Source organism: Amycolatopsis sacchari, from assembly GCF_900114035.1.
Taxonomy (GTDB): Bacteria; Actinomycetota; Actinomycetes; order Mycobacteriales; family Pseudonocardiaceae; genus Amycolatopsis_E; species Amycolatopsis_E sacchari.
The window spans coordinates 15,210-39,202 of the sequence record NZ_FORP01000033.1 but is presented as its reverse complement, the minus strand read 5'-3'; the positions used below and the strand labels follow the sequence as shown (position 1 = coordinate 39,202).

20 protein-coding genes and 1 tRNA gene are annotated in these 23,993 nt (G+C 71.2%); 14 read left to right on the top strand and 7 right to left on the bottom strand.

The window, feature by feature from the left end; genetic code table 11:
- Nucleotides 1-85 precede the first annotated feature (85 nt).
- Together BMZ92_RS33150 and BMZ92_RS33145 are read left to right on the top strand one after the other, a co-directional pair.
- Nucleotides 86-2,377: a sodium-translocating pyrophosphatase gene (locus BMZ92_RS33150; RefSeq protein ID WP_091515869.1), complete on the top strand. Its 2,292-nt coding sequence runs from the start codon at nt 86-88 to the stop codon at nt 2,375-2,377.
- Nucleotides 2,378-2,513: 136 nt separating this feature from the next.
- The gene (locus tag BMZ92_RS33145) at nt 2,514-3,110 is read left to right on the top strand and encodes a hypothetical protein (RefSeq protein ID WP_245783404.1); all 597 of its coding nucleotides are present in this window, start codon (nt 2,514-2,516) and stop codon (nt 3,108-3,110) included.
- Here BMZ92_RS33145 and BMZ92_RS33140 read toward each other — a convergent pair.
- Nucleotides 3,100-3,867 carry a MerR family transcriptional regulator gene (locus BMZ92_RS33140; protein WP_091515865.1) on the bottom strand — a complete coding sequence of 256 codons (768 nt, stop codon included), beginning with the start codon at nt 3,865-3,867 and terminating at the stop codon, nt 3,100-3,102. The genes BMZ92_RS33145 and BMZ92_RS33140 overlap by 11 nt on opposite strands.
- Nucleotides 3,868-3,988: 121 nt before the next feature.
- On the opposite strand from BMZ92_RS33140, the gene BMZ92_RS33135 reads away from it, so the two are divergent.
- Nucleotides 3,989-4,579 carry a hypothetical protein gene (locus BMZ92_RS33135; RefSeq protein WP_091515862.1) on the top strand — a complete coding sequence of 197 codons (591 nt, stop codon included), beginning with the start codon at nt 3,989-3,991 and terminating at the stop codon, nt 4,577-4,579.
- Here the strand turns inward: BMZ92_RS33135 and BMZ92_RS33130 are convergent.
- Entirely contained in the window at nt 4,548-5,384 is an 837-nt protein-coding gene (locus tag BMZ92_RS33130) for a S1 family peptidase (RefSeq protein WP_091515859.1), read from the bottom strand. The two genes, BMZ92_RS33135 and BMZ92_RS33130, sit on opposite strands and share 32 nt — an antisense overlap.
- A gap of 313 nt (nt 5,385-5,697) precedes the next feature.
- On the opposite strand from BMZ92_RS33130, the gene topA reads away from it, so the two are divergent.
- The 5 genes from topA to BMZ92_RS33105 all read left to right on the top strand — a co-directional run bounded on the left by topA (nt 5,698) and on the right by BMZ92_RS33105 (nt 13,409).
- A complete protein-coding gene (gene topA / locus BMZ92_RS33125) occupies nt 5,698-8,445 on the top strand; it encodes a type I DNA topoisomerase (RefSeq protein ID WP_091515939.1) in 2,748 nt (915 codons plus the stop codon).
- Between the two features lie 55 nt (nt 8,446-8,500).
- Nucleotides 8,501-9,286: an ESX secretion-associated protein EspG gene (locus BMZ92_RS33120; protein ID WP_091515857.1), complete on the top strand. Its 786-nt coding sequence runs from the start codon at nt 8,501-8,503 to the stop codon at nt 9,284-9,286.
- A 114-nt stretch (nt 9,287-9,400) separates the two neighbouring features.
- Nucleotides 9,401-9,907, top strand: a complete 507-nt coding sequence (locus tag BMZ92_RS33115; RefSeq protein ID WP_091515937.1) for a hypothetical protein — start codon at nt 9,401-9,403, stop codon at nt 9,905-9,907.
- A 110-nt stretch (nt 9,908-10,017) separates the two neighbouring features.
- A complete protein-coding gene (locus BMZ92_RS33110) occupies nt 10,018-12,084 on the top strand; it encodes a bifunctional MFS transporter/dTMP kinase (RefSeq protein ID WP_177228980.1) in 2,067 nt (688 codons plus the stop codon).
- A 134-nt stretch (nt 12,085-12,218) separates the two neighbouring features.
- Nucleotides 12,219-13,409 carry a DNA polymerase III subunit delta' gene (locus tag BMZ92_RS33105; RefSeq protein ID WP_091515855.1) on the top strand — a complete coding sequence of 397 codons (1,191 nt, stop codon included), beginning with the start codon at nt 12,219-12,221 and terminating at the stop codon, nt 13,407-13,409.
- A 45-nt stretch (nt 13,410-13,454) separates the two neighbouring features.
- On the opposite strand, the gene BMZ92_RS33100 is transcribed toward BMZ92_RS33105, so the two are convergent.
- Nucleotides 13,455-15,089 (bottom strand): hypothetical protein, encoded by a 1,635-nt coding sequence (locus tag BMZ92_RS33100; RefSeq protein ID WP_177228979.1) that lies wholly within the window; start codon nt 15,087-15,089, stop codon nt 13,455-13,457.
- Nucleotides 15,090-15,205: 116 nt separating this feature from the next.
- On the opposite strand from BMZ92_RS33100, the gene BMZ92_RS33095 reads away from it, so the two are divergent.
- A tRNA-Thr gene (locus tag BMZ92_RS33095) sits at nt 15,206-15,279 on the top strand.
- Nucleotides 15,280-15,338: 59 nt separating this feature from the next.
- On the opposite strand, the gene BMZ92_RS33090 is transcribed toward BMZ92_RS33095, so the two are convergent.
- Nucleotides 15,339-16,190: a helix-turn-helix domain-containing protein gene (locus tag BMZ92_RS33090; RefSeq protein ID WP_091515852.1), complete on the bottom strand. Its 852-nt coding sequence runs from the start codon at nt 16,188-16,190 to the stop codon at nt 15,339-15,341.
- A 104-nt stretch (nt 16,191-16,294) separates the two neighbouring features.
- On the opposite strand from BMZ92_RS33090, the gene BMZ92_RS33085 reads away from it, so the two are divergent.
- Nucleotides 16,295-17,050: an SDR family oxidoreductase gene (locus BMZ92_RS33085; protein WP_091515850.1), complete on the top strand. Its 756-nt coding sequence runs from the start codon at nt 16,295-16,297 to the stop codon at nt 17,048-17,050.
- Nucleotide 17,051: 1 nt separating this feature from the next.
- On the opposite strand, the gene BMZ92_RS33080 is transcribed toward BMZ92_RS33085, so the two are convergent.
- Complete coding sequence (locus BMZ92_RS33080) at nt 17,052-17,669, bottom strand: class I SAM-dependent methyltransferase (protein ID WP_091515927.1); 618 nt, start codon at nt 17,667-17,669, stop codon at nt 17,052-17,054.
- Nucleotides 17,666-18,298, bottom strand: a complete 633-nt coding sequence (locus BMZ92_RS33075) for a Pr6Pr family membrane protein (protein ID WP_091515847.1) — start codon at nt 18,296-18,298, stop codon at nt 17,666-17,668. Before BMZ92_RS33075 ends, BMZ92_RS33080 begins: the two co-directional genes overlap by 4 nt.
- A gap of 93 nt (nt 18,299-18,391) precedes the next feature.
- Here BMZ92_RS33075 and BMZ92_RS33070 point away from each other — a divergent pair, with 93 nt between their 5' ends.
- From BMZ92_RS33070 to BMZ92_RS33060, 3 genes are all read left to right on the top strand, one after another.
- A complete protein-coding gene (locus BMZ92_RS33070) occupies nt 18,392-18,973 on the top strand; it encodes a TetR/AcrR family transcriptional regulator (RefSeq protein WP_091515844.1) in 582 nt (193 codons plus the stop codon).
- A 10-nt stretch (nt 18,974-18,983) separates the two neighbouring features.
- Nucleotides 18,984-19,505, top strand: a complete 522-nt coding sequence (locus BMZ92_RS33065) for a gamma carbonic anhydrase family protein (RefSeq protein ID WP_091515924.1) — start codon at nt 18,984-18,986, stop codon at nt 19,503-19,505.
- A gap of 107 nt (nt 19,506-19,612) precedes the next feature.
- Nucleotides 19,613-20,881, top strand: a complete 1,269-nt coding sequence (locus BMZ92_RS33060; protein ID WP_091515843.1) for a serine hydroxymethyltransferase — start codon at nt 19,613-19,615, stop codon at nt 20,879-20,881.
- A 55-nt stretch (nt 20,882-20,936) separates the two neighbouring features.
- On the opposite strand, the gene BMZ92_RS33055 is transcribed toward BMZ92_RS33060, so the two are convergent.
- The gene (locus BMZ92_RS33055) at nt 20,937-21,452 is read right to left on the bottom strand and encodes an inorganic diphosphatase (protein ID WP_091515840.1); all 516 of its coding nucleotides are present in this window, start codon (nt 21,450-21,452) and stop codon (nt 20,937-20,939) included.
- Nucleotides 21,453-21,616: 164 nt separating this feature from the next.
- Here BMZ92_RS33055 and dacB point away from each other — a divergent pair, with 164 nt between their 5' ends.
- A complete protein-coding gene (dacB, locus tag BMZ92_RS33050) occupies nt 21,617-23,992 on the top strand; it encodes a D-alanyl-D-alanine carboxypeptidase/D-alanyl-D-alanine endopeptidase (RefSeq protein ID WP_245783403.1) in 2,376 nt (791 codons plus the stop codon).
- The last annotated feature ends 1 nt before the right edge of the window (nt 23,993 follow it).

Below are 23,993 nucleotides of genomic sequence, written 5' to 3'. Positions count from 1 at the left end.
ACTTGTGGTGTACATCCCATGCCAGCGTCGGCATTGCTTCCGCGGTGAGGCCGTCGCTGGTGCAGGCGACGTTTCAGGAGGACGGATGTCCCGGCAATTCCTCGCGGAGGGCCTCGAGCTCTCCGGGGGTGACTACGCCATCGCCGGCGTGGTCGCCGTGGTCGCCCTGATCGCACTCGTCATCGGCTACTTCCTGCTCAAGGAGGTGCTGGCCACGGGCCAGGGCACCGCCAAGATGCAGGACATCGCCAGGGCGGTGCAGGAGGGGGCGGCTGCTTACCTCAAGCGGCAGCGCAACACACTCTCGATCTTCGGCGTGGTGGTGTTCCTGCTGCTCTTCGCGCTCCCGGCGGACGACTGGAACGAGCGCATCGGCCGCTCGATCTTCTTCCTCTTCGGCGCCGGTTTCTCCTTCACCATCGGCTACCTCGGCATGTGGCTGGCGACGAGGGCGAACCTGCGCGTCGCCGCCGCCTCGCGGGAGCAGGGCGGCAGGGAGACGGCGATGCGGGTCGCCTTCCGCACCGGCGGCGCCGTCGGGATGTTCACCGTCGGGCTCGGCCTGTTCGGCGCGGCCGTCGTGGTGCTCGTCTACACGGGGCACGCGCCGAAGGTGCTGGAGGGCTTCGGCTTCGGCGCCGCGCTGATCGCGATGTTCATGCGTGTCGGCGGCGGCATCTTCACGAAGGCCGCCGACGTCGGCGCCGACCTCGTCGGCAAGGTGGAGCAGAACATCCCCGAGGACGACCCGCGCAACGCGGCCACGATCGCCGACAACGTCGGTGACAACGTGGGTGACTGCGCCGGTATGGCGGCGGACCTGTTCGAGTCCTACGCGGTGACCCTGGTCGCCGCGCTGATCCTGGGCAGCACCGCGTTCGGTGCGGACGGCCTGATCTTCCCGCTGATCGTGCCGGCCATCGGTGTGATCACGGCGGTCATCGGCGTCTACATCACCAAGGCGCGGGCGAACGAGAGCGGCCTGACCACGATCAACCGCTCCTTCTACATCTCCGCGATCATCTCGGCGGTGCTGTGCACGATCGCCGCGTTCGTGTTCCTGCCCAGCTCGTTCGCCGAGTTCGGCCCGGAGTACGCCAACGACGGCAACCCCGCCGTGATCGCCTTCGTCGCGGTGCTCATCGGCATCGTGCTGGCGGGCCTCATCCTCCGCCTCACCGGTTACTACACCGGCACCGAGCACGGCCCGGTGAAGAACGTCGGCAAGACGTCGGAGACGGGTGCCGCGACGGTCATCCTCTCCGGCATCTCGGTGGGCTTCGAGTCCGCGGTGTACACGGCGGTCGTCATCGGTGCCGCGGTGTTCGGCGCGTACCTGCTCGGTGGCGCGGTCGCGCTGTTCGCGGTGGCGCTGGCCGGCACCGGTCTGCTGACCACGGTCGGTGTCATCGTCGCGATGGACACCTTCGGCCCGGTCTCCGACAACGCGCAGGGCATCGCCGAGATGTCCGGTGACGTGGACGAGAACGCCGCGCAGACGCTGACCGAGCTGGACGCGGTCGGCAACACCACGAAGGCGATCACCAAGGGCATCGCGATCGCCACCGCGGTGCTCGCGGCGACGGCGCTGTTCGGCTCCTACCAGGACTCGATCACCAAGGCGCTCAGCGGCATCGGCACCACCGCCGGCGGCGTGAAGTCGTTCATCGACACCATCGTCAGCCCGAACACGCTCGTCGGCGTGATGATCGGTGCCGCGGTGGTGTTCATGTTCTCCGGTTTGGCCGTGAACGCGGTTTCCCGCGCGGCGGGCGCGGTGGTGTACGAGGTGCGCCGCCAGTTCCGCGAGATCGCCGGGATCATGGAGGGCACCACGCGGCCCGAGTACGGCAAGGTCGTGGACATCGTGACCCGCGACTCGCTGCGTGAGCTGGCGACGCCGGGTCTGCTCGCGGTGTTCGCGCCGATCGCCGTCGGCTTCGGCCTCGGCACGGGTGCGCTCGCCGGGTACCTGGCGGGTGCGATCGCCACCGGCACGCTGATGGCGATCTTCCTCGCCAACTCCGGTGGCGCGTGGGACAACGCGAAGAAGCTGGTCGAGGACGGCAACCACGGCGGCAAGGGCTCCGAGGCCCACGCCGCGACCGTCATCGGTGACACCGTCGGCGACCCGTTCAAGGACACCGCCGGTCCGGCCATCAACCCGCTGATCAAGGTGATGAACCTGGTCTCGGTGCTGATCGCGCCGGCGATCGTGCAGTTCTCGGTCGGTCCGGACGCCTCGTTCGGCGTGCGGCTGGCGATCGCGCTCGTCGCGCTCGCGATCATCGTGGTCGCGATCGTGGTGTCGAAGCGGCGCAGCACGGTCATCTCCGACTCGCCCGCGTCGACGCAGGAACCCGCGAAGACCGCCTGAGTTCGAACCGCCGCGGGCCCGTCACACGTGCGTGTGTGGCGGGCCCGTTCGGTTCTCCGGTGGCGGGGGCAGGGTTTGCGGAGAGCGATCATGTCGGTACCGTCGAGAGAAGTTCGCGTTGGCGGGAGGTGTTCGCGTGCGACCCGGGAAGGTCGGTTTCCTGGCGCTGCTCACGGGTCTGGGTATCGGGCTCTCGGGCTGCGGCCAGCCACCTGCCGAGCCGGGTGCGATCCAGTCGGGTGGTCCCGGGCTTTCCCAGCGTGACGTGCAGCGACAGGACGAGATCACCCGCTGGGCCAACGACTACTGCGTGGCCGTCGGTTCGCTCGTGGACAACCTGGCGACGATGCCCACGGTCGATCCGAGCACGCCCCGGCGGGCCGTCCAGACCTCCAGCGACCTGCTCGGCTCGATGATCGGCGGCCTCGACCGCGCGGTCGCCGGGCTGCGGGCGCTCCCTGCCGCGCCCCTGCCCGAGGGGGACTCCGTGCGGACCGACACCGTCACCGAATTGAGTGGTGTTCGGGTCCGCGCCGCCGAGGCGAAGGCACGCCTCGACGACGCGGGTGACGCGCCGACGATCGACCAGGCCACGCTGGGCGAAGCCCGCGGCCCGCTGGACGAGGTGGCGAAGCTGAACCTGCTGTCCGGCCTCGACGCCGTCCCCGACCTGCGGACCGCGGTCGCCCGCGCCCCGGTCTGTCAGCAGCTGACCGTTCGCACTACCGAGTGAGCCGCGCGGCGGCGAACGCCGCGATCGCGTCCCGCAGGTACTCCGCGAACCCCGGGTGCACGGCCTCGTACTGCCTGCGGAACCGTTCGTCCTCCGCGTAGGCGCGGCCGAGGCCTGTGTAGGACTCCGCGTCCGGCGTCCAGTGGTTCTTGATCCACTCGTAGTGGCCGGCGACCGCGTCGAGCACCCGCTCGTCGTCGACCGGGACGCCGGCCTTGGCCAGCTCGGCGAGCTTCGCCGTGGCCTCGCTGCCCTGGCGGTTGACCTCGTCCCACTTCTCCTTCGACCAGTTCTTGCTGCGCTCGTAGGACTCGGTGGCGGTGTCGCCCCACCGGTCCGCGGCCTCCTTCGCGAGCTGCTCGGCCTTCTCGGAGCCGGGCGCGAAGCCCTCGAACATCCGCTCCACCTGCATCTCGATCCCTCCTTCCAGTTCGGTGATGGTGCGGGCGACGGTGGCGGCGAGCCGGTCCAGCCGATCGCGCTCCGCCAGCAGCCACTTCCGGTGCAGTCGCAGCCCCTCGGCCTGCGAAACGGAGCCGGACAGGATCTCCGCGATCCGGTCGAGGCCCAGCCCCAGCTCCCGCAGCAGCAGGATCTGCTGGAGCCGCACCAGTTGTTCGCGCCGGTAGAAGCGCCTCCCGCTGGGATCGGTGTGGTCCGGTGGCAGCAGGCCGATCTCGTCGTAGTGCCGCAACGTCCGCGAAGTGACCTTCGCCAGCCGTGCGACCTGCACGATCGACAGGACCTGATCCGCCATCTCGCCTCCTCCCGTCGTCCCTGGAACCGAAGGTAGAGGTTGACGCTACGGCAACTTCAAGACTTTTTTCCCACGTTCAGGACTCGCGGGGAATCGAACGGATGTTCTACCCTGGTGCGCTGTGGAGCAGCTCTCGTTCTTCTCGGCGGAGGCGAGCGGGCCCCGGCTCGCCGACCTGGCCGGAGTCCTGTGCGGGCAGGGGCGGATCGTGAGCTTCGGCCGCACGGCGGCCCGGCTTTCCGTGCCGCTGACCGAGCTGTGGCGCGCCAAGGTCCTCGCCGCCGAGTTCGCGCGGCGCGGGGTGCACGCGGACGTGCTGCGCGACGAGGAAGGGCTGCTCGTGCGCACCGCGTTCCGGGCCGACCTCATCCACCTGGCCAGGGCGTGGCAGCCGGGTGAGGAGAAGAAGCCGCCGCCGGGTTTCCGGCTGACCGGCGGTGCGTTGCGGATGTGGGCGCTGGCCGCCGGGCAGCCCAACGGCAACCACTACCTGCTCGCCGTGGACGAGGACGCCGGGGAGCTGCTCGCCGGTGCCTGCCGCCAGCTCGGCCTGCCCGCGCAGTGCGTCGGTCCGCGGGCGGGCGGCCCCGCCGTGCGGGTCACGGGCAAGCGCAGGCTCGCCACCCTGGAGGAGCTGATCGGGGCGCCGCCGCCCGCCGCGGTGGACGTGTGGCCCGGCTTCAGGCCGCCGGTGCCGGAGACCGCCGCGTGAGCGCGGCGGGCCTGGGCAACGCGCAGCCCGGCCGGTCCAGCGCGATCTCGCTGTTCACGAGGCAGGGGACGAGCAGGGCGGTCTGCTGGCCGTAGGAACGGCCCTCCAGCACCGTGACGGTGCCCTGTTCGTCCACCTCGCAGGGGTTGTCGACGGTGCAGGAATAACCCTCGTCGTTACCGGTGTTGTTGACGCCGACGACCTCGCCGGTGGCCGTGTCGACGACGGGTGAGCCCGAGGTGCCGTGGATGGTCTTGCACTCCGGCGTGTACCGGATGGAGTTCTTCCAGGTCCAGTCGCCCTCGCGCAGTGAGTACAGCACCCGCTCGATGGAGCAGGTCCACGTGCGCTGGAAGAAGCCGGAGATCACGCTGATGCGGGTGCCCTCCTTGGCGGGCGCAGCGGCGAGCGTCAGCGCCTGTCCGCCGAGGGCCGTGAGCTGGTCGTAGGTGGAGTCGAGCTGGTACAACGCGACGTCGGTATCGGTCATCGTGGCGTAGACGAGTTTCGTCGAACGCAGCGTGGTGAGCTCGGAGCCGTCCTCGCGGAGCAGGTGCATGGTGCGGTTCGTGGGCCGGTTCAGCACCACGACGCCCGGCGCGGGCATGCCCGCTTCGTCGCAGTGACCGTTGGTGAGCACGAGCGCGTGGTCGCCACCGAGGGAGTCCGGGGTGCGGACGACGGCGCCCGAGCAGTTGCTGAGTTCCACGGTTCCGGCGTAATCGCCGGTGGGCGCGGCTGTCGCGGGCAGCGTGCCCAGCGCGAGGAACAGCGTGAACAGGACGAAGAGGCAGCGGCGGACCATGACGCCGCAGCGTAGTGGAACCGTCACCGAAAGACCCCGCGAAGCACGTGTCCCGCGTCACGTGCTAGGTGTGGAAGAGAAACGCCGTCCAGGTCGGCGCCGATGCGCTTCACACGGGAAGGCGGCGTGTTGAGCCACCTGGGCGGACATGACCGGCCATCAGCGTGCACACTGGCTGGTTGATACAGCGTCGCCGAGCGGGCGACGGGAATGAGCGGAGAGCGACAGCGTGGCAGCACGGACCAAAAGCACCGCGGCGCGGAGCGCCTCGTCCGGGGGCGGCGGCCGGGCTGGGGGGCCCCCCGGCCGAAGGCTGGGGGAGGGTGGGACCGACGGCGAGGCGACCAACGGCTCGGGCCGTCGGCGGCTCGTGATCGTCGAGTCGCCCACGAAGGCCCGCAAGATCGCTCCCTACCTCGGCCGCGGTTACGTGGTCGAGTCCTCGGTCGGCCACATCCGCGACCTGCCCAGGGGCGCGGCCGACGTGCCGGCCAAGTACAAGGGGGAGGCGTGGGCGCGGCTCGGCGTGAACGTCGACCACGACTTCGAGCCCCTGTACGTGGTGAGCCCGGAGAAGAAGGCCAAGGTCACCGAGCTCAAGAGCCTGCTCAAGGACGCCGACGAGCTGTACCTCGCCACCGACCCCGACCGCGAGGGCGAGGCGATCGCGTGGCACCTGCTGGAGACGCTCAAGCCCAAGGTGCCGGTCCGCCGCATGGTGTTCCACGAGGTCACCGAGCAGGCCATCCGCGCCGCCGCGGCCGACACCCGTGACCTGGACGCCGACCTCGTCGACGCGCAGGAGACCCGCCGCATCCTCGACCGGCTCTACGGCTACGAGGTCTCGCCGGTGTTGTGGAAGAAGGTCATGCCGAAGCTGTCGGCAGGCCGCGTGCAGTCGGTGGCGACCAGGATCATCGTGGAGCGCGAGCGCGAGCGGATGCGCTTCAAGTCGGCGTCGTACTGGGACATCTCCGCGACGATGGACGCCGGTGCGGACGCCACGCCGCGCACGTTCCCCTCGCGGCTGATCTCCGTGGACGGCGCCCGGCTTGCCACCGGTAAGGACTTCGGCTCCGACGGCAAGCTCAAGGCGTCGGCGAAGGACGTCCGCGTGCTCGACGAGACCGGGGCGAACCGGCTGGCCGAGGGCCTGCGCGGCCGGGACTTCAAGGTCGCCAGCGTCGAGGAGAAGCCGTACACGCGGCGCCCGTACCCGCCGTTCATGACGTCGACGCTGCAGCAGGAGGCCGGGCGCAAGCTGCGGTTCTCGTCGGAGCGGACGATGCGCATCGCGCAGCGGCTGTACGAGAACGGCTACATCACCTACATGCGTACCGACTCCACGACGCTGTCGGAGTCGGCGATCACGGCCGCCCGCAGCCAGGCCACCGAGCTGTACGGCAAGGACTACGTCTCGCCGAGCCCGCGCCAGTACAACCGCAAGGTCAAGAACGCGCAGGAGGCCCACGAGGCGATCCGGCCGGCCGGTGAGGTGTTCCGCACGCCGGGCCAGGTCGCGGGCGAGCTGGAGGCCGACGAGTTCCGGCTCTACGAGATGATCTGGCAGCGCACCATCGCGTCGCAGATGGCGGACGCGAAGGGCACGACGATGTCGGTCCGGATCGTCGGCACCGCGAGCACGGGCGAGGAGTGCGTGTTCTCCGCGTCGGGCCGCACGATCACGTTCCCCGGCTTCCTCAAGGCCTACGTCGAGGCGGTGGACACCGAGTCCGGCGGCGAGGCCGACGACAAGCAGAGCAGGCTGCCGCAGCTGGTGAAGGACCAGGGACTGACGGCCGCGGACCTGACGCCGGACGGCCACAACACCACGCCGCCGCCGCGGTACAGCGAGCCGAGCCTGGTCAGCAAGCTGGAGGAGCTGGGCATCGGCCGCCCGTCGACGTACGCGTCGATCATCAACACCATCCAGGACCGCGGCTATGTGTGGAAGAAGGGCTCCGCCCTGGTCCCGTCGTGGGTCGCCTTCGCGGTGGTGGGGCTGCTGGAGCGGCACTTCGAGCGGCTGGTGGACTACGACTTCACCGCCGCGATGGAGGACGAGCTCGACCGCATCGCCTCCGGTGACGAGCAGCGCACGCGCTGGCTGTCGCGGTTCTACTTCGGTGGCGAGCAGGGCGTGGACGGCTCGATCGGCCGGCTCGGCGGGCTCAAGAAGCTGGTCGGAACGGGTGTCGAGGACATCGACGCGCGTGAGATCAACTCGATCCCGCTGTTCACCGACGACCAGGACCGCACGGTGTACGTGCGCGTCGGCCGCTACGGGCCGTACTTGGAGCGCGAGGTCGACGGCAAGTCGCAGCGCGCGAACCTGCCCGAGGACCTGCCGCCGGACGAGTTGACGGCGGAGATCGCGGAGAAGCTGTTCGCGACTCCGCAGGAAGGCCGTTCGCTGGGCACGGATCCGGTGTCGGGGCACGAGATCGTGGCGAAGGAGGGCCGCTTCGGCCCTTACGTCACCGAGGTGCTGCCGGAGCCCGAGGAACCCGCCGACGGCAAGAAGACCAGCAAGGCGAAGAAGCCGAAGCCGCGCACGGCGTCGCTGTTCAAGTCCATGGACATCGAGACCGTGACCCTCGAGGACGCGCTGAAGCTGCTGTCGCTGCCGCGGGTCGTGGGCAAGGACCCGGAGTCGGGCGACGAGATCACGGCGCAGAACGGCCGCTACGGCCCGTACCTGAAGAAGGGCACGGACTCGCGCTCGCTGGAGACCGAGGAGCAGCTGTTCACCGTCACCCTCGAAGAGGCGCTGAAGATCTACTCGGAGCCGAAGCGCCGTGGCAGGCAGGGTGCGGCCAAGCCGCCGCTCAAGGAGCTGGGCAACGACCCGGTGTCCGGTAAGCCCATGGTGGTCAAGGACGGCCGGTTCGGTCCCTACGTCACGGACGGGGAGTTCAACGCGACCCTCCGCAAGGCCGACAGCATCGAGGAGCTGACCGCGGAGCGGGCGGCCGAGCTGCTGGCGGAGAAGCGGGCGAAGGGGCCGGCCCCGAAGCGCAAGGCGCCGGCGCGCAAGAAGGCGGCCGCCGCGAAGAAGTAGGGGTCGAACAGGCGTTCGACCAAAATTGTCGGTACCCCGGTGCAGACTGTCCCCCATGAGCGACGCACCCGGGTTTCCGACGGTCTTCGAGCTGGTCGACGAGGTCATCCGCCCTGTGACGAGGGCGGTGCCCCGCCGGCCGTCCGTGCTGCGGTACTACGACCCCGAAGGTGATCCCGAGCTGCCGATGGGGCCGCCCGCGGCCGGCGTCGTCGAGGAGGCCGAGCGGCAGACGAGGTGGCACGCGGCGCTCGGCGCGCTGGGGCTGTCCCGTGAGGGCGAGCTGACGCCGGACGCGCTGGCGTTGTTCCGGGTCCTGCGGCGCGGTCCCGTGCGGGGCGCGGTCACGGCGGTCTTCGCCGACCGGCTGGTGCCCCTGAGGATGCACTTCTTCGGCGACCGGGAAGCGTGTGCCGTGCTCGAGTACAGCGGCGCGAGGGTCGCGCTTAACACGGGCCCGGCCGGGGAGCTGCCTGCCAGGGTCGCGGCCCGCCTCCCGCGTTGCCCGGCCGGGCCGGGGGAGATCGTGCGGATAGCGGCGGATCCGCTGGGCCGGGTGTCAGCGGAGCAGGCGGCCGAGGTGGCCAGGCTGCGGGCGCTGGCCGCGCGGCCCAGGACGGGCACGGCGGTGTTCGACCTGACGATCGGGAGCAGGATCCTCGCCGAGCACCCGCGGGGCGCGGTCGTCCTGTTCGACACCGACCTCGGCCGGTACCTGCTGATCACCGCCCTGCTGCCGGAGGGTGACTGGGTGCTGTACCTCGCTCCCGCCACGCGGCAGCACGTCGCGCACTGGATCGGGCACTCCGTGCTGGCGCACCTGGAGGCGGCATGCGGCTGATCGCCTGTGCGCTGCGTGATCTTGTCCTTACCCGGTTGGGCCAGTGCGGGCGCCGGATCGCCCACTACCCTGGACGGAAAGCGGGCGAGGGGCGAGCGAGAACAGGGAGTGGTCATGCCTGCCAGGAACGACGAGTTCGGCGACGGCACGCAGAGCGGGTTGCCGCCGGTGACGTTCGGCGACGCGCTGTCCGGCTCGCTCGACGATGGCGACGACCACGACGACTTCAAGCTGACCAAGGTCGCTTCTCCGGTCCGCCCGGACCCCTCCGCCGTGCGCGAGCTGGTGGACGCCGCGATGTCCGAGGGTGGTGGCGGGTCCTCCGAGCGGGGGGCCATGGTGGACCAGGTGCCGCCCGCGGTGCCGGCCCAGCCGATCCCGCCCGCGCAGCCGCTGGGCATGCTGCCGCGGCAGCGGTCCCGCCCCGGGCTGCTGTCCCGGGGGCGGCCGCAGCTGCGGATGCCCCGGTTTTCCCTGCCCCAGCCGAATGTCCGGCGGGTGCGCCCCTCCAGCGGGTCCACCGCGATGATCGTCGCTATCCTGCTCATGATCATCTTCGCGGTGGTCGCGATCGAGTTCCTTTCGAGCCTGATCAGCAGCATCTCCGGGCTGTTCGGCTAGCCCGAAGCGGCCGCGCTCCACCCGACGGAGCTACCCTGACGTCACCGGTCCGGTGACGCGGTGGCGCATGCCCAGGGAATCTTCACCGGCACCACGGGCAACCAAATGGGGTGGGTCGGATCAGCGAGGGCGTGCAGACGAAAGCCGAGGCGGAGGCGCCGGCTGGTCGGGACGGGTCCACGATCTACCGCGCCCGGCGCGTGCTGGCCATCCGTCCCTTCCGGCGGCTGTGGGGCGTCACGTACCTGTGCAGCGTGGCGGACTGGCTCACGATCCTGGGGGTCACGAGCCTCGCCACGAAGCTGACCGGGAACTACACGGCGCAGAACTTCGCGTTCACCGGCGTGCTGCTGTCCGCGTTGCTGCCCGGGCTGATCTTCGCGCCGCTCGGCGGGCTCCTCGCCGACCGGTTCGACCGGCGCAAGGTGATGTTCGTGGCCGACCTGCTGCGGTGCGGGTTCGTCATGTCGATCGCGTTCGTCGGCACGGGCTGGTGGCTCTACATCGCGAACTTCCTGGCCAGCGCCAGCGCGATGATGTGGATCCCGTCGAAGGACGCCGCGGTGCCGAACCTGCTGCGCAGGCCGGACCAGGTGGAGACGGCGAACCAGCTGGGCATGGTGATGACGTACGGGCTGGCGGTCCTCTCCGCGGGCGCGATCTACTCGATCGTCACCGGCATCGGGCCCGCGCTGCACCTGCCGCCGTCGCTGTTCGGCGACCTCGGGTTCGCGAAGGTCATCGTGCTGCTCATCGGGCTGCTGTACCTGACGAGCGCGATCCTGATCATCACGCGGATCCCGGAGCTGTCGAGGCGGAACGTGCACACGCCCGTCGCGGTGGCGCCCAAGCCGGCCGCGGACGCGCCTTCGGGCGGCCTGGCCGGGCTGGTCCGCGACGGGGCGCGCTTCGTCAGGAGCACGCCGCTCGTGCGGGGGCTGCTGATCGGTGCGGCCGGTGCGTTCGCGGCCGGTGGCGCGGTGGTGGGTTCGGCCAAGCCGTACTCGTCGAGCCTGCTCGCCGGGGACGCGGCCTGGGGTCTGCTGCTGGTCGCGGTGTTCGTCGGGCTCGCGACGGGCATGGGCGGGGCGCCGAAACTGGCGCGGCGGCTGCCGCACGACCGGCTGTTCGGCATGTCGATCGTGGTGGCGGGGCTCGGGCTGATCCTCGTCGCGCTGTCGCCGCACCTGGCGGTGTCGCTGGTGGCGGTGGCGATCGTCGGCGCCTGCGCCGGTGCGGCGTTCCTGACCGGCGTGACGATCATCGGCTCGCAGGTGGACGACGCGATCCGCGGCCGGATCAACGCGATCTACCAGTCGATGATGAAGATCATCGTGTTCGGCTCGACGGCGGTCGTGCCGCTGCTGATCGGGTTGACGAAGCCGAGGACGGTGCAGGTCTGGGGCAACCCGATCATCATCGACGGCACGCGGCCGGTGATGCTCGGCGGCGGGATCCTGGCGGCGATCGTGGGCGTGATCGCGTACCGGCAGATGGACTCGCGCCGCGCCGAGACGATCATGGCCGACCTGCGGAACGTGATCCGGCGCCGGCCGCGCCGGGCGAACGGCCTGCTGATCGCGCTCGAGGGCACCACGGCCGCCGACACCGCGAACCAGGCGGCGAGGCTCGTGGAGTGGCTGCGCTCGGTCGGGCCCCGGCCGGTCGTGTTCGCGGCCGACCCCGCGCTCGACGACGAACGGCTCGCGAAGCTGGTCACCGGTGCGTCGCTGTCGGGGGCGCGGGCGCAGGCGCTGGCCGCCGCCGCGGTGCGGGCCGACATCGTCGAGCGTGACGTGCAGCCCGCGCTGGACGCCGGGTCGATCGTGGTGATGGAACGGTTCGTGGACTCGCCGCTCGCGCACCTGTCGGCCGTGGCCGGGCTGGACTCGAAGGAGCTGGAGGGCCTCGCCGACTGGGCGACGGGCAGGCTCCGGCCGGACGTGACGGTGCTGCTGGACGCCACCCCCGTCGACGGCGACCCGGGCCCGGTGTCCATCGAGGACCAGTGGCGGGTGCAGACGCTGCTCAGCGAGATGGCGGCGGCCGACCCGGACCACTACATCGTCGTGGACGGAGACGGCGACGAGGACGAGGTGGCGGAGCGCGTGCACAGCGCCGTGCGGGCGGTGCTCGTGGGCCGTCGTGCGGGGCTCGCGCCCCTGGAAGCCGTCTAGCAGAGGGAGCTGGCCGAGCAACTGCTGCGACGGCCCGATGGCGCCGACACCGGTGGCGGCGGTGCCCGGCCGGATGGCAGGGTGAGCGGCGCCCGGGCAACGGGTGGACGTGTGCGGAGTGCGGTGGAGGCTTGATGGGATCGGTCTGGTCTCAGCTCGTCGGGCAGGAGCCCGCGGTGGAGGTGCTGTCGTCGGCGGCCGATGCGGCGGCGAAGATCGTCGTCGGTGAGCCCGTGCCCGCGGGCTCGATGACGCACGCCTGGCTGCTGACCGGCCCGCCCGGGTCGGGGCGCTCGGTCGCCGCGCGGACCTTCGCCGCGGCGCTGCAGTGCGTGACCGGCACCGGCTGCGGCGAGTGCACCGGCTGCCGCACCGCGCTGCACGGCACGCACGCCGACGTCCGGCTGGTCGTGCCCGAAGGGCTGTCGATCTCCGTCGCCGAGATGCGGGCGCTCGTCCAGGCCGCCGCGCGCCGCCCCACGACCGGGCGCTGGCAGGTCGTCATCGTCGAGGACGCCGACCGGCTCACCGAGGGGGCATCGAACGCCCTGCTCAAGGCCGTCGAGGAGCCGCCGGACCGCACGGTCTTCCTGCTGTGCGCACCCTCCGACCACCCCGAGGACGTCTCGGTCACCATCCGCTCCCGCTGCCGCCTGGTGAACCTCCGCACGCCTCCGCGCGAGGCGATCGCCAAGGTGCTCGTCGAACGGGACGGCGTGGACCCGGAGCTGGCCGAATGGGCCGCGGCGGTGTGCGGCGGTCACGTCGGCCGGGCCCGGCGGCTCGCGACGGACGAGCAGTCACGCAAGCGCCGCGAGACCGTGCTGCGCATCCCGCTGGGCTTGCGGCGCCCCGCCGACGTGTTCGCCTGCGCGGACGAGCTGATCGCGGCGGCGGAGGGCGACGCGACGGAGGAGAGCAAGGCCCGCGACGAGAGCGAGAAGGCCGAACTGCGCAACGCGATGGGCGGCGACGCGACCGGCAAGGGTGTGGCGGGGGCGAAGCGCGCGGCCGAGGCCGCCGTGAAGGCACTGGAGAAGCGCCAGAAGTCCCGTGCGACGCGGACGCAGCGGGACACGCTGGACCTCGCGCTGGTCGACCTCGCCGGTTTCTACCGCGACGTGCTGGTCACCGCCAGCGGCGCGAAGGCCGTGCTGAACCACCCGGACCACGCGAACGACGCCGTCGAAGCGGCCCGCACCTGGACGCCGGAGTCCACGCTCCGGCGCCTGGAAGCGGTCCTCGCCTGCCGCGAGGCGATCCTGTGGAACGTGAAACCGAGGATCGCCGTGGAGGCCATGGTCACCGCTCTGCGCCACGGCTGACCACGCCACGGCCGACCCGGAGGCCGGCCGCGGCACGCGCGGTCACTACGAGCGGGGCCTCGGCGACGGCTTGACCACGGCGGCCTTCCGCCGCCGGTTCGGGATCGCCGCCACCAGCACGACGCCGAGCAGGAGCATGCCGGTCCCGGTCCAGAACAGCGGCACCGCAGAGTAGGCGCCCGCCGTGTACGCCAGCTTCGCGGGCACGCCCGGAGCCGGGTTGCCGACGGGCGTCACCGGGGTGGTCGTGCCGCACACGACGCCGCCCGTGGGGGTGTAGGCGCGGCCGATCTGCTCACCGAGCGAAAGCTGCGCGAGCGACGACGGCAGGGAGCTCGCCTGACCGGCGGGCAGCAGGTTCTTCAACGCCGTCGTCGGCAGCACCTGCAGGTCCAGCATCCGGGCGGACGCGCCGAGCTGGTAGCCCTCGAACGGCGTGGTCAGCTGCTGGCCCTTCTGGTTCAGCTCGCCGATGCTCAGCCGGAGCACGCCGAGGTCCAGCACGGTGCCCGCGGTGTCGTTCACCTGCTGCAACCCCTTGGTGGCGGTGGCGACGAGCCCGCCGACGACCGGCAGGTCCGCCACCGGCCCGAGCTGCTTCGACAACTGCTCCAGCGGCAGGCCGATCGGGATGTCCTTCGTGGGGTGCTGCGCGTCGAGGGTGTACAGCACCGTGTCGCCGCGCTGGATGGTGATCACCGGCGCCGAGTACTCGACCTTCGAGGTGGCCTTGTCACCCGTCGAAGTGACCTTCAGCGTCGGCTGGCTCACGACCTTCAGCGACAGCTCCAGCGGCGTGCCCTTGAGAATCTCCACGTCCGCGGCCTGCAGCGTCGACACCGACTGGACGGCCTTGTTCTTCGAGCCCGGCAGGTCGACCAGCTGGACCACCGACCGCGACGACAGCGTGTTGGGCAGGCTCAGCAGCGAGCCGGCGCCGTTGGCGGGGGTCTGCCCGCCGCCGGAGAGAAGCCCGCCGAGCGACTGCAGCCCCTTGGCCGGGTCGAAGCCCTCGGCGAGCGACGGCAGGTTGGTCAGCCCGCTCAGGGGCAGGTTCGGCATCGAGGGGATGACGTTGAGCAGCGACAGGCTCGCGATGGAGGTGCTGGCGTCCGCGATCGTGCCGACGCACGGGCCGAGCGTCTCGCTCCAGCGGGCGTGCACGTTGCCGTTCAGCAGGCCCACGTTGAGCAGCGGGTTCTGGGGCGCGTTCAGCCCGCCGCTGATGCCCTTCTCGTTGTCCGGCAGCGCGGTCTGGGTCAGGCTGCCGGGTGCCTGTGGCGCGTTGCCGGCGACGGCGAGCCCGAGCGGCGACGACTGGGCGATCGCGCGCTCGTAGGTCAGGTACGACTCGGAGTTCGCCTGCGCGCTGGACAGGCCCATGCCCGCCTCCAGCGCCGACTGCTTCGGCAGCTCGCTGCCGTAGCCGGGGAGGATCGTCGTGGTGTCGACGGCGTTGGGCAGCAGGCGCAGCACCCCGAGCGCGGCCGCCGCGTCCGCGACCGCGTGCCCCAGCGGCTGGGGGTTCGACGGCGAGGAGATCGGTGCCTGGCTGGGGTTGGCGGGCTGGGGGATGGGCGTCGTCGGGATGGTGCTGTCGGCCACCGCCGGGGTGGCCGCGAGCACGAGCACCGCGGCGGACACGGGCAGAGCCAGCACACGAGGCAGGCGTCGGCGCATGCGGGAGTCCCTCCAGGAAAGCAACCGGGCCGGCTGCTGTGACCGGCGTCGCGAAGCCTAACGAGGCAGGGGGTGGGAAGTGACGACAGGCGGGCCGCTACACTCGTACGTGCAACGCCGCCTTAGCTCAGTCGGCCAGAGCGGCTCACTCGTAATGAGCAGGTCGGGGGTTCGATTCCCCCAGGCGGCTCAGGCGTTGACCAGGCCCTTCCCGGGACACCGGGGAGGGCCTGGTTGTTTTCACGGGTCCTACACGTGGCTGGTCCGGTCCTGTTGCGCCGGCGAACCGGTGCTGGCCATGGACGCGAGGAGGCGCAGTTTCTCGTCGCTTTCGCTGCCCTGGTCCGCGTAGTACAGGACCAGGAGCACGCCGTCCACGGGGAGTTTGTCCCGGTGCAGGTGCAGTTCGCCGACGACGGGGTGGTTCACCGTGGTCGTGCCGCCGTCGAGGCCGCGCACGTCGTGGCGGGCCCAGAGGGTGCGGAACCGTTCGCTGGACAGGGCGAGCTCGCCCACGAGTTCCACGATCCGCGGGTGGTCGACGTCCTCGCCGATGGAGTTCCGGAACGCGGCGATGAAGTTCTCGGTGGAGCGGGCCCAGTCCTTGTGGAACGCCTGCTCCTCCGGGTCGAGCAGCAGCGAGCGCAGCCGGTTGTGCCCCGGCTGGAGGCGCGGCGAGAGCGCCACCGCCAGCTGGTTCGAGGCGAGCACGTCGAACGCGCGCCCTTCCACGAACGCGGGCACCTGCACGCTCGCCAGCAGCTGGTACAGCCGCGGGGGCACGCGTTCCGGCTTGGGGCGCCGCCGCGGCCTCGGGCGGGACGCGGACAGGCTGAGGAGGTACTCCTGCTCGAGCTCGTCGAGGAGCAGGACCCGCGCGAGTGATTCGAGGACCTGCGGTGACGGGTTGCGGTCGCGGCCGCGTTCCAACCGCAGGTAGTAGTCCGCGCTGATGCCCGCGAGCATCGCGACCTCCTCCCGGCGCAGCCCGGGCACGCGGCGTTTCGCGCCCGCCGGAAGACCCACCTGCTCCGGGGTGACCAGCGCTCGCCGGGCGCGGAGGTAGCTGCCGAGCAGGTTGGCGCGCTCGTCCTCGCTCATGTCTCCCACGCTAGTTCAGCGTGCCTCCCGTTGAGGGGGTCCTGGCAGGACCCTGGAAAACGGGGGTACTGCCTACGACCGGGAAACGGGCCAACACTGGATTCATGAAGATCAGCAACCGCACCGTTTTCATCGCCGGTGGCACGTCGGGGATCGGACTCGAACTGGGCCGCCGCTTCGCCGCCGCGGGCAGCGCCGTCATCCTCGGCGGCCGCCGCACCGACCTGCTCGCCGAGCTCGAGGGCGAAGGGTTCGCGACCGTCGAGATCGACGTGGCCGACCAGGACAGCGTCGACCGCGCCCGCGACGCGATCCTCCGCGACCACCCGGGCCTCGACGCGATCGTCACCATGGCCGGGGTCGGGTTCCCCGAGGACCTGCGCGACCCAGCGCACTTCACCGCCGCGAAGCAGACGATCGACATCAACCTCCTCGGCACCATCCGCGTCATCGACGCGTTCACCCCGCACCTCATCGACCGCGGCACCGGCACGATCATCACGGTGTCCTCGGGCATCGGGTTCCTGCCGTTCCCGCTCATGCCGACCTACGCCGCGACGAAGGCCGCGGTCCACGCCTACTCCGAGGCGCTGCGCGCGCAGCTGGACGGCACCGGCGTCGAGGTCGCCGAGCTCGTTCCCCCGGCTGTCGCCACGCACATGGGAAGCGCCAACCCGAATGCGCTCGGCCTCGACGAATTCGCCACCGAGGTGATGGGCCTGCTCGAGACCGAGCCCACGCCACGCGAAATCCTCGTCGAGCGCGTGCTGATGCACCGGTGGGCCGAGCGGGACGGCACCTACGACGAGCTGGTCGCCCAGCGGTCCCGGGCGCTCGCCACACTCCCCGGACGCCAGTAGGTCAACGGGCGAACACGATCGCGGCCGGGGCCTTGTCGGCCGGGGTCAGGACGGTTTCCGACTCCACGGCGAAGCCGGCCGCGGTCAGCCATGTGCGCATGCGCGCGACGGGGTGCAGGTGGACGTGCACGTTCATCGGCAGCCCGCCGTAGCCCTGCGTCTTCCGGTTGATGCGGTCGCCCTCGTGGAAACCGACCAGCAGGGTGCCGCCGGGGCGCAGGACGCGCCTGAAGTGCGCGAACACGCCCGGCAGCTCCTCGGCGGGCACGTGGATCAGCGACCACCACGTGATCAGCCCGCCGAGGGAGGCGTCGGCGAGGGGGAGGTCCGTCATCGAGCCGATGGCGAACCGGGTGTCCGGGTACTCCCGCCTCGCCACGTCGACCATCCCCGGCGAGAGGTCGATCCCGAAGGCGTCGAGCCCCAGCTTCCGCAGGTGAGCGGTCACGTGCCCCGGGCCGCAGCCGACGTCCGCCACCGGGCCACCGCTCACCAGGTCGGCGAACAACGCCAGCGTCGAGCGCACGTACGGGTTCTCCGTGGGCGAGTTCCGCACCTGGTCCGAGTACTGGACGGCGACCGTGTCGTAGGAGGTGCGGGTGTCGGCGAGCCAGGTCATGCCCGCGACCATAGCCGTGGCAACCGCCGGTCGAGCAGCATCGCCGCTGCTGCCAGCGCCAGGAACAGCACCGCGATCACGACGCAGTTGAGCGCCACGCGCGGGTAGCCGAGCTCGTCCGCCTCCAGGAACGGGTACGGGTAGAACCCCGTGATCGCCCCGCGGACGAGCGTGAAGGCGAGCCACAGCAGCGGGTAGGCCAGGCTCCACCACACGATCCGCGGACCGAGCGTCCCGTGCGGCCCGAACAGCAGCCAGCCCAGCACGCCGAGGATCGGCGAGACCGTGTGCAGCAGCTGGTCCGCGACCGCGCCGGCCGGGCTCAGTTCCACGAGCCCGGCGAGCGCGACGTGGTAGACGACCCCGGTCACCGCGATCGCGAGCACCCCGTCGAGCCGCAGCGTGCGGAACACCGTGGACTTCCGGTCCGGATCCAGCGCGAGCAGCAGGCTGGTGCCGCCCACGAGCAGGTTGGACAGGATCGTGAAGTAGCAGAACACGTTCGCCACCCGTGCCGCCGTGGACGGGAAGAGCCCTCCCGTGTCCCCCGCGGTGACGACGAGCTGCACCACGATGCCCGCCGCGACGACCAGTGCCGTCAACCCGAACCAGCTGCGCGCGATCTTCATGCCCCGAAATGTACTGTCCACTGTAGTCGGTTCATGGGACGTGCGTCCTGAGAGTTAGGCTGCGTGTCCACATCGCACGGTGAAAGGGGTTTCGTGGCCGTACTGCCGCCGGGCCGACGCAACCGGCTCTCACCCAACCAGCTCGCGAAGCAGGAGCAGATCGTGGACGCGGCGCGCCGCGTGCTCGTCCGCGACGGGCTCGCCGGGTGCACCGCGCGGGCGATCGCGGCGGAGGGACCGCTCACGAAGAGCGCGATCCACTACTACTTCTCCGACATCGACCTGCTGATCGACCGCGCGATGGCGGCGCTCGTCACGGACTTCCTCACCGGGCTGCGCCTCGTCGCGGACAAGTACGACGACCCGCGCGAACGCCTGTGGGCCGTCCTCGAAAGCTACCTCGGCACCTTCGCCGAGCACCCCAACGCCGCCTTCGCCTGGTTCGAGTACTGGGTGGCGGTCGGCCGCGCCGACAACGTGCAGGCCGCCGAGGTCACGCTCCGCTCGGTCATCGAGCTGCTCACCGACCTGCTCGACGACGTCGGCATCGACGACCCGCGGGCCCGCGCCCGCGCGCTCCAGTCCTACCTGCTGGGCGCCGTCGTGCAGCAGCACGTCCGGCGGCGGCCCTTCGCGGTCCTGCGTGAGGAGATCGAACTCCTCTGCCTGGCATAGGGTGCGGTCCATGCCTCTGTTCTCCTTCGAGGGCGTCAGCCCGACCGTGCACCCCGACGCCTGGATCGCCCCCACCGCCACCCTCATCGGCGACGTCGTCATCGAGAAGGACGTGTCGATCTGGTACGGCGTGGTCATCCGCGCGGACTTCGGGAAGATCATCATCCGCGAGGGCGCGAACATCCAGGACAACTCGGTGCTCCACGTCAACGACGGCATGTGCGAGGTCGGCCGGAACGTGACCGTGGGCCACATGTGCTTGGTGCACGACTGCACGGTCGGCGAGCAGGCGCTGATCGGCAACGGGTCGACCGTGCTGGACAAGGCGGTCATCGGGGAGCGCGCGCTCGTCGCGGCGGGCGCGACCGTGACGCCGAACACGGAGGTGCCCGCGGAGCACATCGCGATGGGCAGCCCGGCGAAGAAGTTCGTCCCGCTCACCGACTCCGCTCGAGCGTGGGTCGAGCACAACGCGGCCGTCTACCAGCAGCTCGCCCGGCGGCACGCGGAAGGCATCGCCCCGGTCCACTAAGCTGGGGCCGTACAGCGACTGGCGCCGTAGAGGTGGAGCACCACCGGGAAGCGACCGACGAGGCCGGCACCGCGCGCCTGGGTGTGGCCAGTGTCAGGAGTAGGGACATGACGCACCAGCCACCGATTCCGACCCTCACCGCCGCCGACCCGGAGATCGCCGGGCTGGTGGAGGACGAGGCGAAGCGCCAGGCCGAGAAGATCCGCCTCATCGCCTCCGAGAACTACGTCTCGCAGGCCGTGCTCGAAGCCACGGGCAGCGTGCTGACGAACAAGTACTCCGAGGGCTACGCGGGCAAGCGCTACTACGAGGGCCAGCAGTACATCGACCAGGTCGAGCTGCTGGCCATCGAGCGCGCCAAGTCGCTGTTCGGCGTGGACCACGCCAACGTCCAGCCCTACTCCGGTTCCCCGGCGAACCTCGCCGTGTACCTGGCGTTCGCGCAGCCCGGCGACACCGTGCTCGGCATGGCGCTGCCGGACGGCGGGCACCTCACCCACGGCTGGAGCGTGTCCGCGACCGGCAAGTGGTTCAACGCGGTGCGCTACGGCGTCCGCAAGGAGACCGGCCGCGTCGACCTCGACCAGGTGCGTGACCTGGCTCGCGAGCACCGGCCGAAGCTGATCTTCGCGGGTGGCACGGCGATCCCGCGCACGATCGACTTCCCGGCGTTCGCGGAGATCGCGAACGAGGTCGGTGCCGTGCTGGTCGCCGACATCGCGCACATCGCGGGCCTCATCGCGGGTGGGGCGCACCCGTCGCCGGTCGGCCACGCCCAGGTCATCACCACGACGACGCACAAGACGCTGCGCGGCCCGCGTGGCGCGATGATCCTCTCCGACGCCGAGCACGCGAAGGCCGTGGACAAGGCGGTGTTCCCCGGCCTGCAGGGCGGCCCGCACAACCACACCACCGCGGCCATCGCGGTCGCGCTGGGCGAGGCGGCCAGGCCCGAGTTCCGCGACTACGCGCACCAGATCGTCGCCAACGCCAAGGCGCTCGCGGAGGCGCTGATCGAGCGCGGCTTCGACCTGGTGTCCGGCGGCACGGACAACCACCTGCTGCTCGTCGACCTCACCAACAAGCACCTCGGTGGCAAGCCGGCCGCGCAGGCGCTCGACCGCGCCGGGATCGAGCTGAACTACAACACGGTGCCGTTCGACCCGCGCAAGCCGTTCGACCCGTCCGGTATCCGGCTCGGCACGGCGGCCATCACCACCCGCGGCCTCACCCCGGAGCACCAGCCGCAGATCGCGGAGTGGATCGACCGGACGATCGCCGCGGCGACCGCCGAGGACGAGGCGGCGCTGGGCAAGATCGCGGGCGAGGTGCGTGACCTGCTGGCGGCGTACCCGATCCCCGGCTACCAGGCCTGAGACGCGAAAACGGCCGGCCGCCCCTGCAGGGGTGGCCGGCCGTCGTGCGCTGCGGTCAGTGCTCGCCGTTCTCGGCGGCTTCCTTCGCGAGCCGGTCGGCTTCGCGCTGGTAGGAGCGCTCGATCTCGGCCTCGGCCTCCACGCGGCCCACCCAGTTGGAGCCCTCGACGCTCTTCGCCGGCTCCAGGTCCTTGTAGACCTGGAAGAAGTGCTCGATCTCGAGCTTGTGGAACTCGTTGAGGTGGTGGATGTCGCGCAGGTGCTCGGTGCGCGGGTCGTCCGCGGGGACGGCCAGGACCTTGTCGTCAGGGCCCTTCTCGTCGGTCATGCGGAACATGCCGATGGCGCGGCAGCGGATGAGGCAGCCGGGGAAGGTCGGCTCCTGCACCAGCACCAGCACGTCGAGCGGGTCGCCGTCCTGGCCGAGGGTGTCGTCGATGAACCCGTAGTCGGCCGGGTACTGCGTGGCCGTGAAGAGGGTGCGGTCCAGCCGGATGCGCCCCGTCTTGTGATCCACTTCGTACTTGTTGCGCTCCCCTTTGGGGATTTCGATGGTGGCGTCGAACTCCACGGCGATCCTCGCTGAACTCGTCTTTTGGGCCGCCCCTGGCGGCTCACGGTTTTGCTGACTGGTCTTCACTAGTGTGGACCACACGCCATTGGGAAGTCGCACCGATGTCGTCTTGACTACTGTGAGTTTGGCCCCTGGTGCGCCGACGCGATGAGGAGGGGTGCGTGCCGACGCACGAAGAAGAGCCGGCCTGGCCATCGGACGATTCGGACGACGCGGCGGAGGCTGCCGCTCCCCAGCGGGTGTCGCTGCCGGAGCAGCAGACGGTGTGGGTGCCGCGCCCGAAGGCTGCTGAGGCGGAGGCCGAGGGGGCGGAGCCGCCGGAGGACGACGAGGGGGGCGACGGGGAGGCCGAGGAGGCGCCGGAGGCTGCCGAGGAAGCGCCGGAGGCTGCCGAGGAGGAGCCCGAGCGGTCTGATGACGCTGGGGAGACGGCCGCTTTCGAGACGGTGCCGCCGCAGGAGGAAGCCGAGCAGTCCGGCGATGCTGGGGAGACCGCCGCGCGGTCCGGCGATGCTGGGGAGACCGCCGCTTTCCAGACGGTGCCCCCGCAGGAGGAGCCCGAGCGTGGGCAGCAGTCCGAGGACACCAGCCAGACCACGGTCTTCCAGCGCCTCCCCAAGGACGACGACAGCCAGGCCACGCTGTTCCAGCTCCGGTCGGAGAGCCGTGAATCGAAGGGTGGCGACAGCCAGGCCACCGCGTTCCAGCCGCGCCCGGAGAGCCGCGAGCCGGAGAGCGACGACAGCCAGGCCACCGCGTTCCAACCCCGCCCGGAGAGCCGCGAGTCGCAGAGCGACGGCAGCCAGGCCACCGTGTTCCAGCCGCGGCCCGAGAGCAGCGAGCGGAGCGAATCCGGCGCCGGTGAGCAGGTCACCGAGCCCCGGCGCCTGCCGGAGCCCCCCGCCTCCCGGCCGCCCGCCGCGGACGACACGCAGGTCATGCGCGCCGTGTCGCCGCAGGACCAGCGTCCTCCCGACGAGCAGGACGAGCAGCGGCAGCCGTGGGCGCAGCGCCCCGCACCGCCGCAGCGGCCGATCCCGCCCGCGGGGTCGGGGCACGCCCAGCCCATGCGCATCGAACCCACCGGCGAGGTGCGCCCCGCACAGGCCGTGCAGCCCGCGGAACAGCCACCCGCCGAGGAACCGCCTCGCCGGGGCAGACGGCGCGGGCTGCTGATCGGTGCCGTGGTGCTCGTCCTGGTCATTGCCGTCGGGGTGGCGCTCGCGCTGCCCCCCGTGTCCAACCGGCTCGGGCTGCCGTGGGCGCCGAACTTCCCGAAGGGCGACGAACCCGAACCCGCCGCCGTCACGCTCGCCCTGCACGCGCCCAGCACCGACGCGCCCACGCCGACCAGCTCGGGTGTCAGCGGGCAGCTGGCCGGGCCCGCGAGCAGCGGTGCGCTCGGCACGCTCGCCGGCATCGTCGTCGACCCGGCCAGCGGGCAGACCCTGTGGAACCACAACCCCGGCCAGCTGCTGACCCCCGCCTCGGCCACGAAGCTGCTCACCACCGCCGCCGCGCTGCTCACGCTCGACCACGGGATGCAGCTGACCACCAAGGTCGTGCAGGGCTCGTCCCCGGACACCGCGATCCTCGTCGCGGGAGGGGATCCGACGCTGTCGTCGCTGCCGGACGGCCAGGAGTCGATCTACCCCGGCGCCGCGCACCTCGACGACCTCGTCGCCCAGGTCAAGCAGGCCTCCGGCGGCAGGATCAAGAAGGTCCAGATCGACCTGTCCCTCTACAGCGGCTCGCACACCGGGCCCGGCTGGGCGCCCGAGGACACGCCCTCGAACTACGCCGTCGAGATCGTGCCCGGGATGCTCGACGCGGGCCGCTCGAACCCGAAGGTCGACGAGGTCAGCCGCACCGCCGACCCCGCCGGTGACCTGCTGCGGACCTTCGCCTCGCGGCTCGGTGCCTCCGCCGCGGGCAACGCCACCGCGCCCAAGGACGCCAAGGTGCTCGGCGAGGTCAAGTCGGCTCCGCTCACCGAGCTGGTCGACCGCGCGCTGCAGATCTCCGACAACGTCCTGGCCGAGGCGATCGGCCGCCAGACCGCGATCGCGAGCGGCGCCGCCGCGAGCTTCGCCGGCACCGGGCAGACCACGCTGAACGTGTTGAGCCACAACGGTTTCGACGTCACGGGAGCCGTGGTCAACGACGGCAGCGGGCTGTCGCCGGCGAACAAGGTGTCGCCACGGCTGCTCGCCCAGCTGCTCACCGTCGCCGCCGCACCGGACGACAAGGACCCGCGCACGGCGAAACTGCGGCCACTGCTGGAAGGGCTGCCGGTCGCGGGTGGCAGCGGCACGCTCGAAAGCCGCTACCAGGACGCGGCGTCGTCGCCCGGCAAGGGCTGGGTGCGCGCCAAGACCGGCACCCTGTCCGGCGTGAGCACCCTCGCGGGTCTCGTGCTGGACGCCGACGGCCGTGTGCTGGTGTTCGCCTTGATGTCCAACGGGTCCAACATCACCGCCGCCCGGCCTGCGCTGGACGCCGTCGCGGCCGCGTTACGTGGCTGCGGATGTCGTTAGC

Coding starts and splice junctions, on each gene's coding strand:
- BMZ92_RS33090 (WP_091515852.1), bottom strand. CDS start 16,190: ATGAGCGAGGACGAGCGCGCCAACCTGCTCGGCAGCTACCTCCGCGCC.
- BMZ92_RS33150 (WP_091515869.1), top strand. CDS start 86: ATGTCCCGGCAATTCCTCGCGGAGGGCCTCGAGCTCTCCGGGGGTGAC.
- BMZ92_RS33060 (WP_091515843.1), top strand. CDS start 19,613: ATGACGCACCAGCCACCGATTCCGACCCTCACCGCCGCCGACCCGGAG.
- BMZ92_RS33065 (WP_091515924.1), top strand. CDS start 18,984: ATGCCTCTGTTCTCCTTCGAGGGCGTCAGCCCGACCGTGCACCCCGAC.
- BMZ92_RS33120 (WP_091515857.1), top strand. CDS start 8,501: ATGAGCGACGCACCCGGGTTTCCGACGGTCTTCGAGCTGGTCGACGAG.
- BMZ92_RS33140 (WP_091515865.1), bottom strand. CDS start 3,867: ATGGCGGATCAGGTCCTGTCGATCGTGCAGGTCGCACGGCTGGCGAAG.
- BMZ92_RS33080 (WP_091515927.1), bottom strand. CDS start 17,669: ATGACCTGGCTCGCCGACACCCGCACCTCCTACGACACGGTCGCCGTC.
- BMZ92_RS33085 (WP_091515850.1), top strand. CDS start 16,295: ATGAAGATCAGCAACCGCACCGTTTTCATCGCCGGTGGCACGTCGGGG.
- BMZ92_RS33075 (WP_091515847.1), bottom strand. CDS start 18,298: ATGAAGATCGCGCGCAGCTGGTTCGGGTTGACGGCACTGGTCGTCGCG.
- BMZ92_RS33115 (WP_091515937.1), top strand. CDS start 9,401: ATGCCTGCCAGGAACGACGAGTTCGGCGACGGCACGCAGAGCGGGTTG.
- BMZ92_RS33105 (WP_091515855.1), top strand. CDS start 12,219: ATGGGATCGGTCTGGTCTCAGCTCGTCGGGCAGGAGCCCGCGGTGGAG.
- BMZ92_RS33130 (WP_091515859.1), bottom strand. CDS start 5,384: ATGGTCCGCCGCTGCCTCTTCGTCCTGTTCACGCTGTTCCTCGCGCTG.
- BMZ92_RS33100 (WP_177228979.1), bottom strand. CDS start 15,089: ATGCGCCGACGCCTGCCTCGTGTGCTGGCTCTGCCCGTGTCCGCCGCG.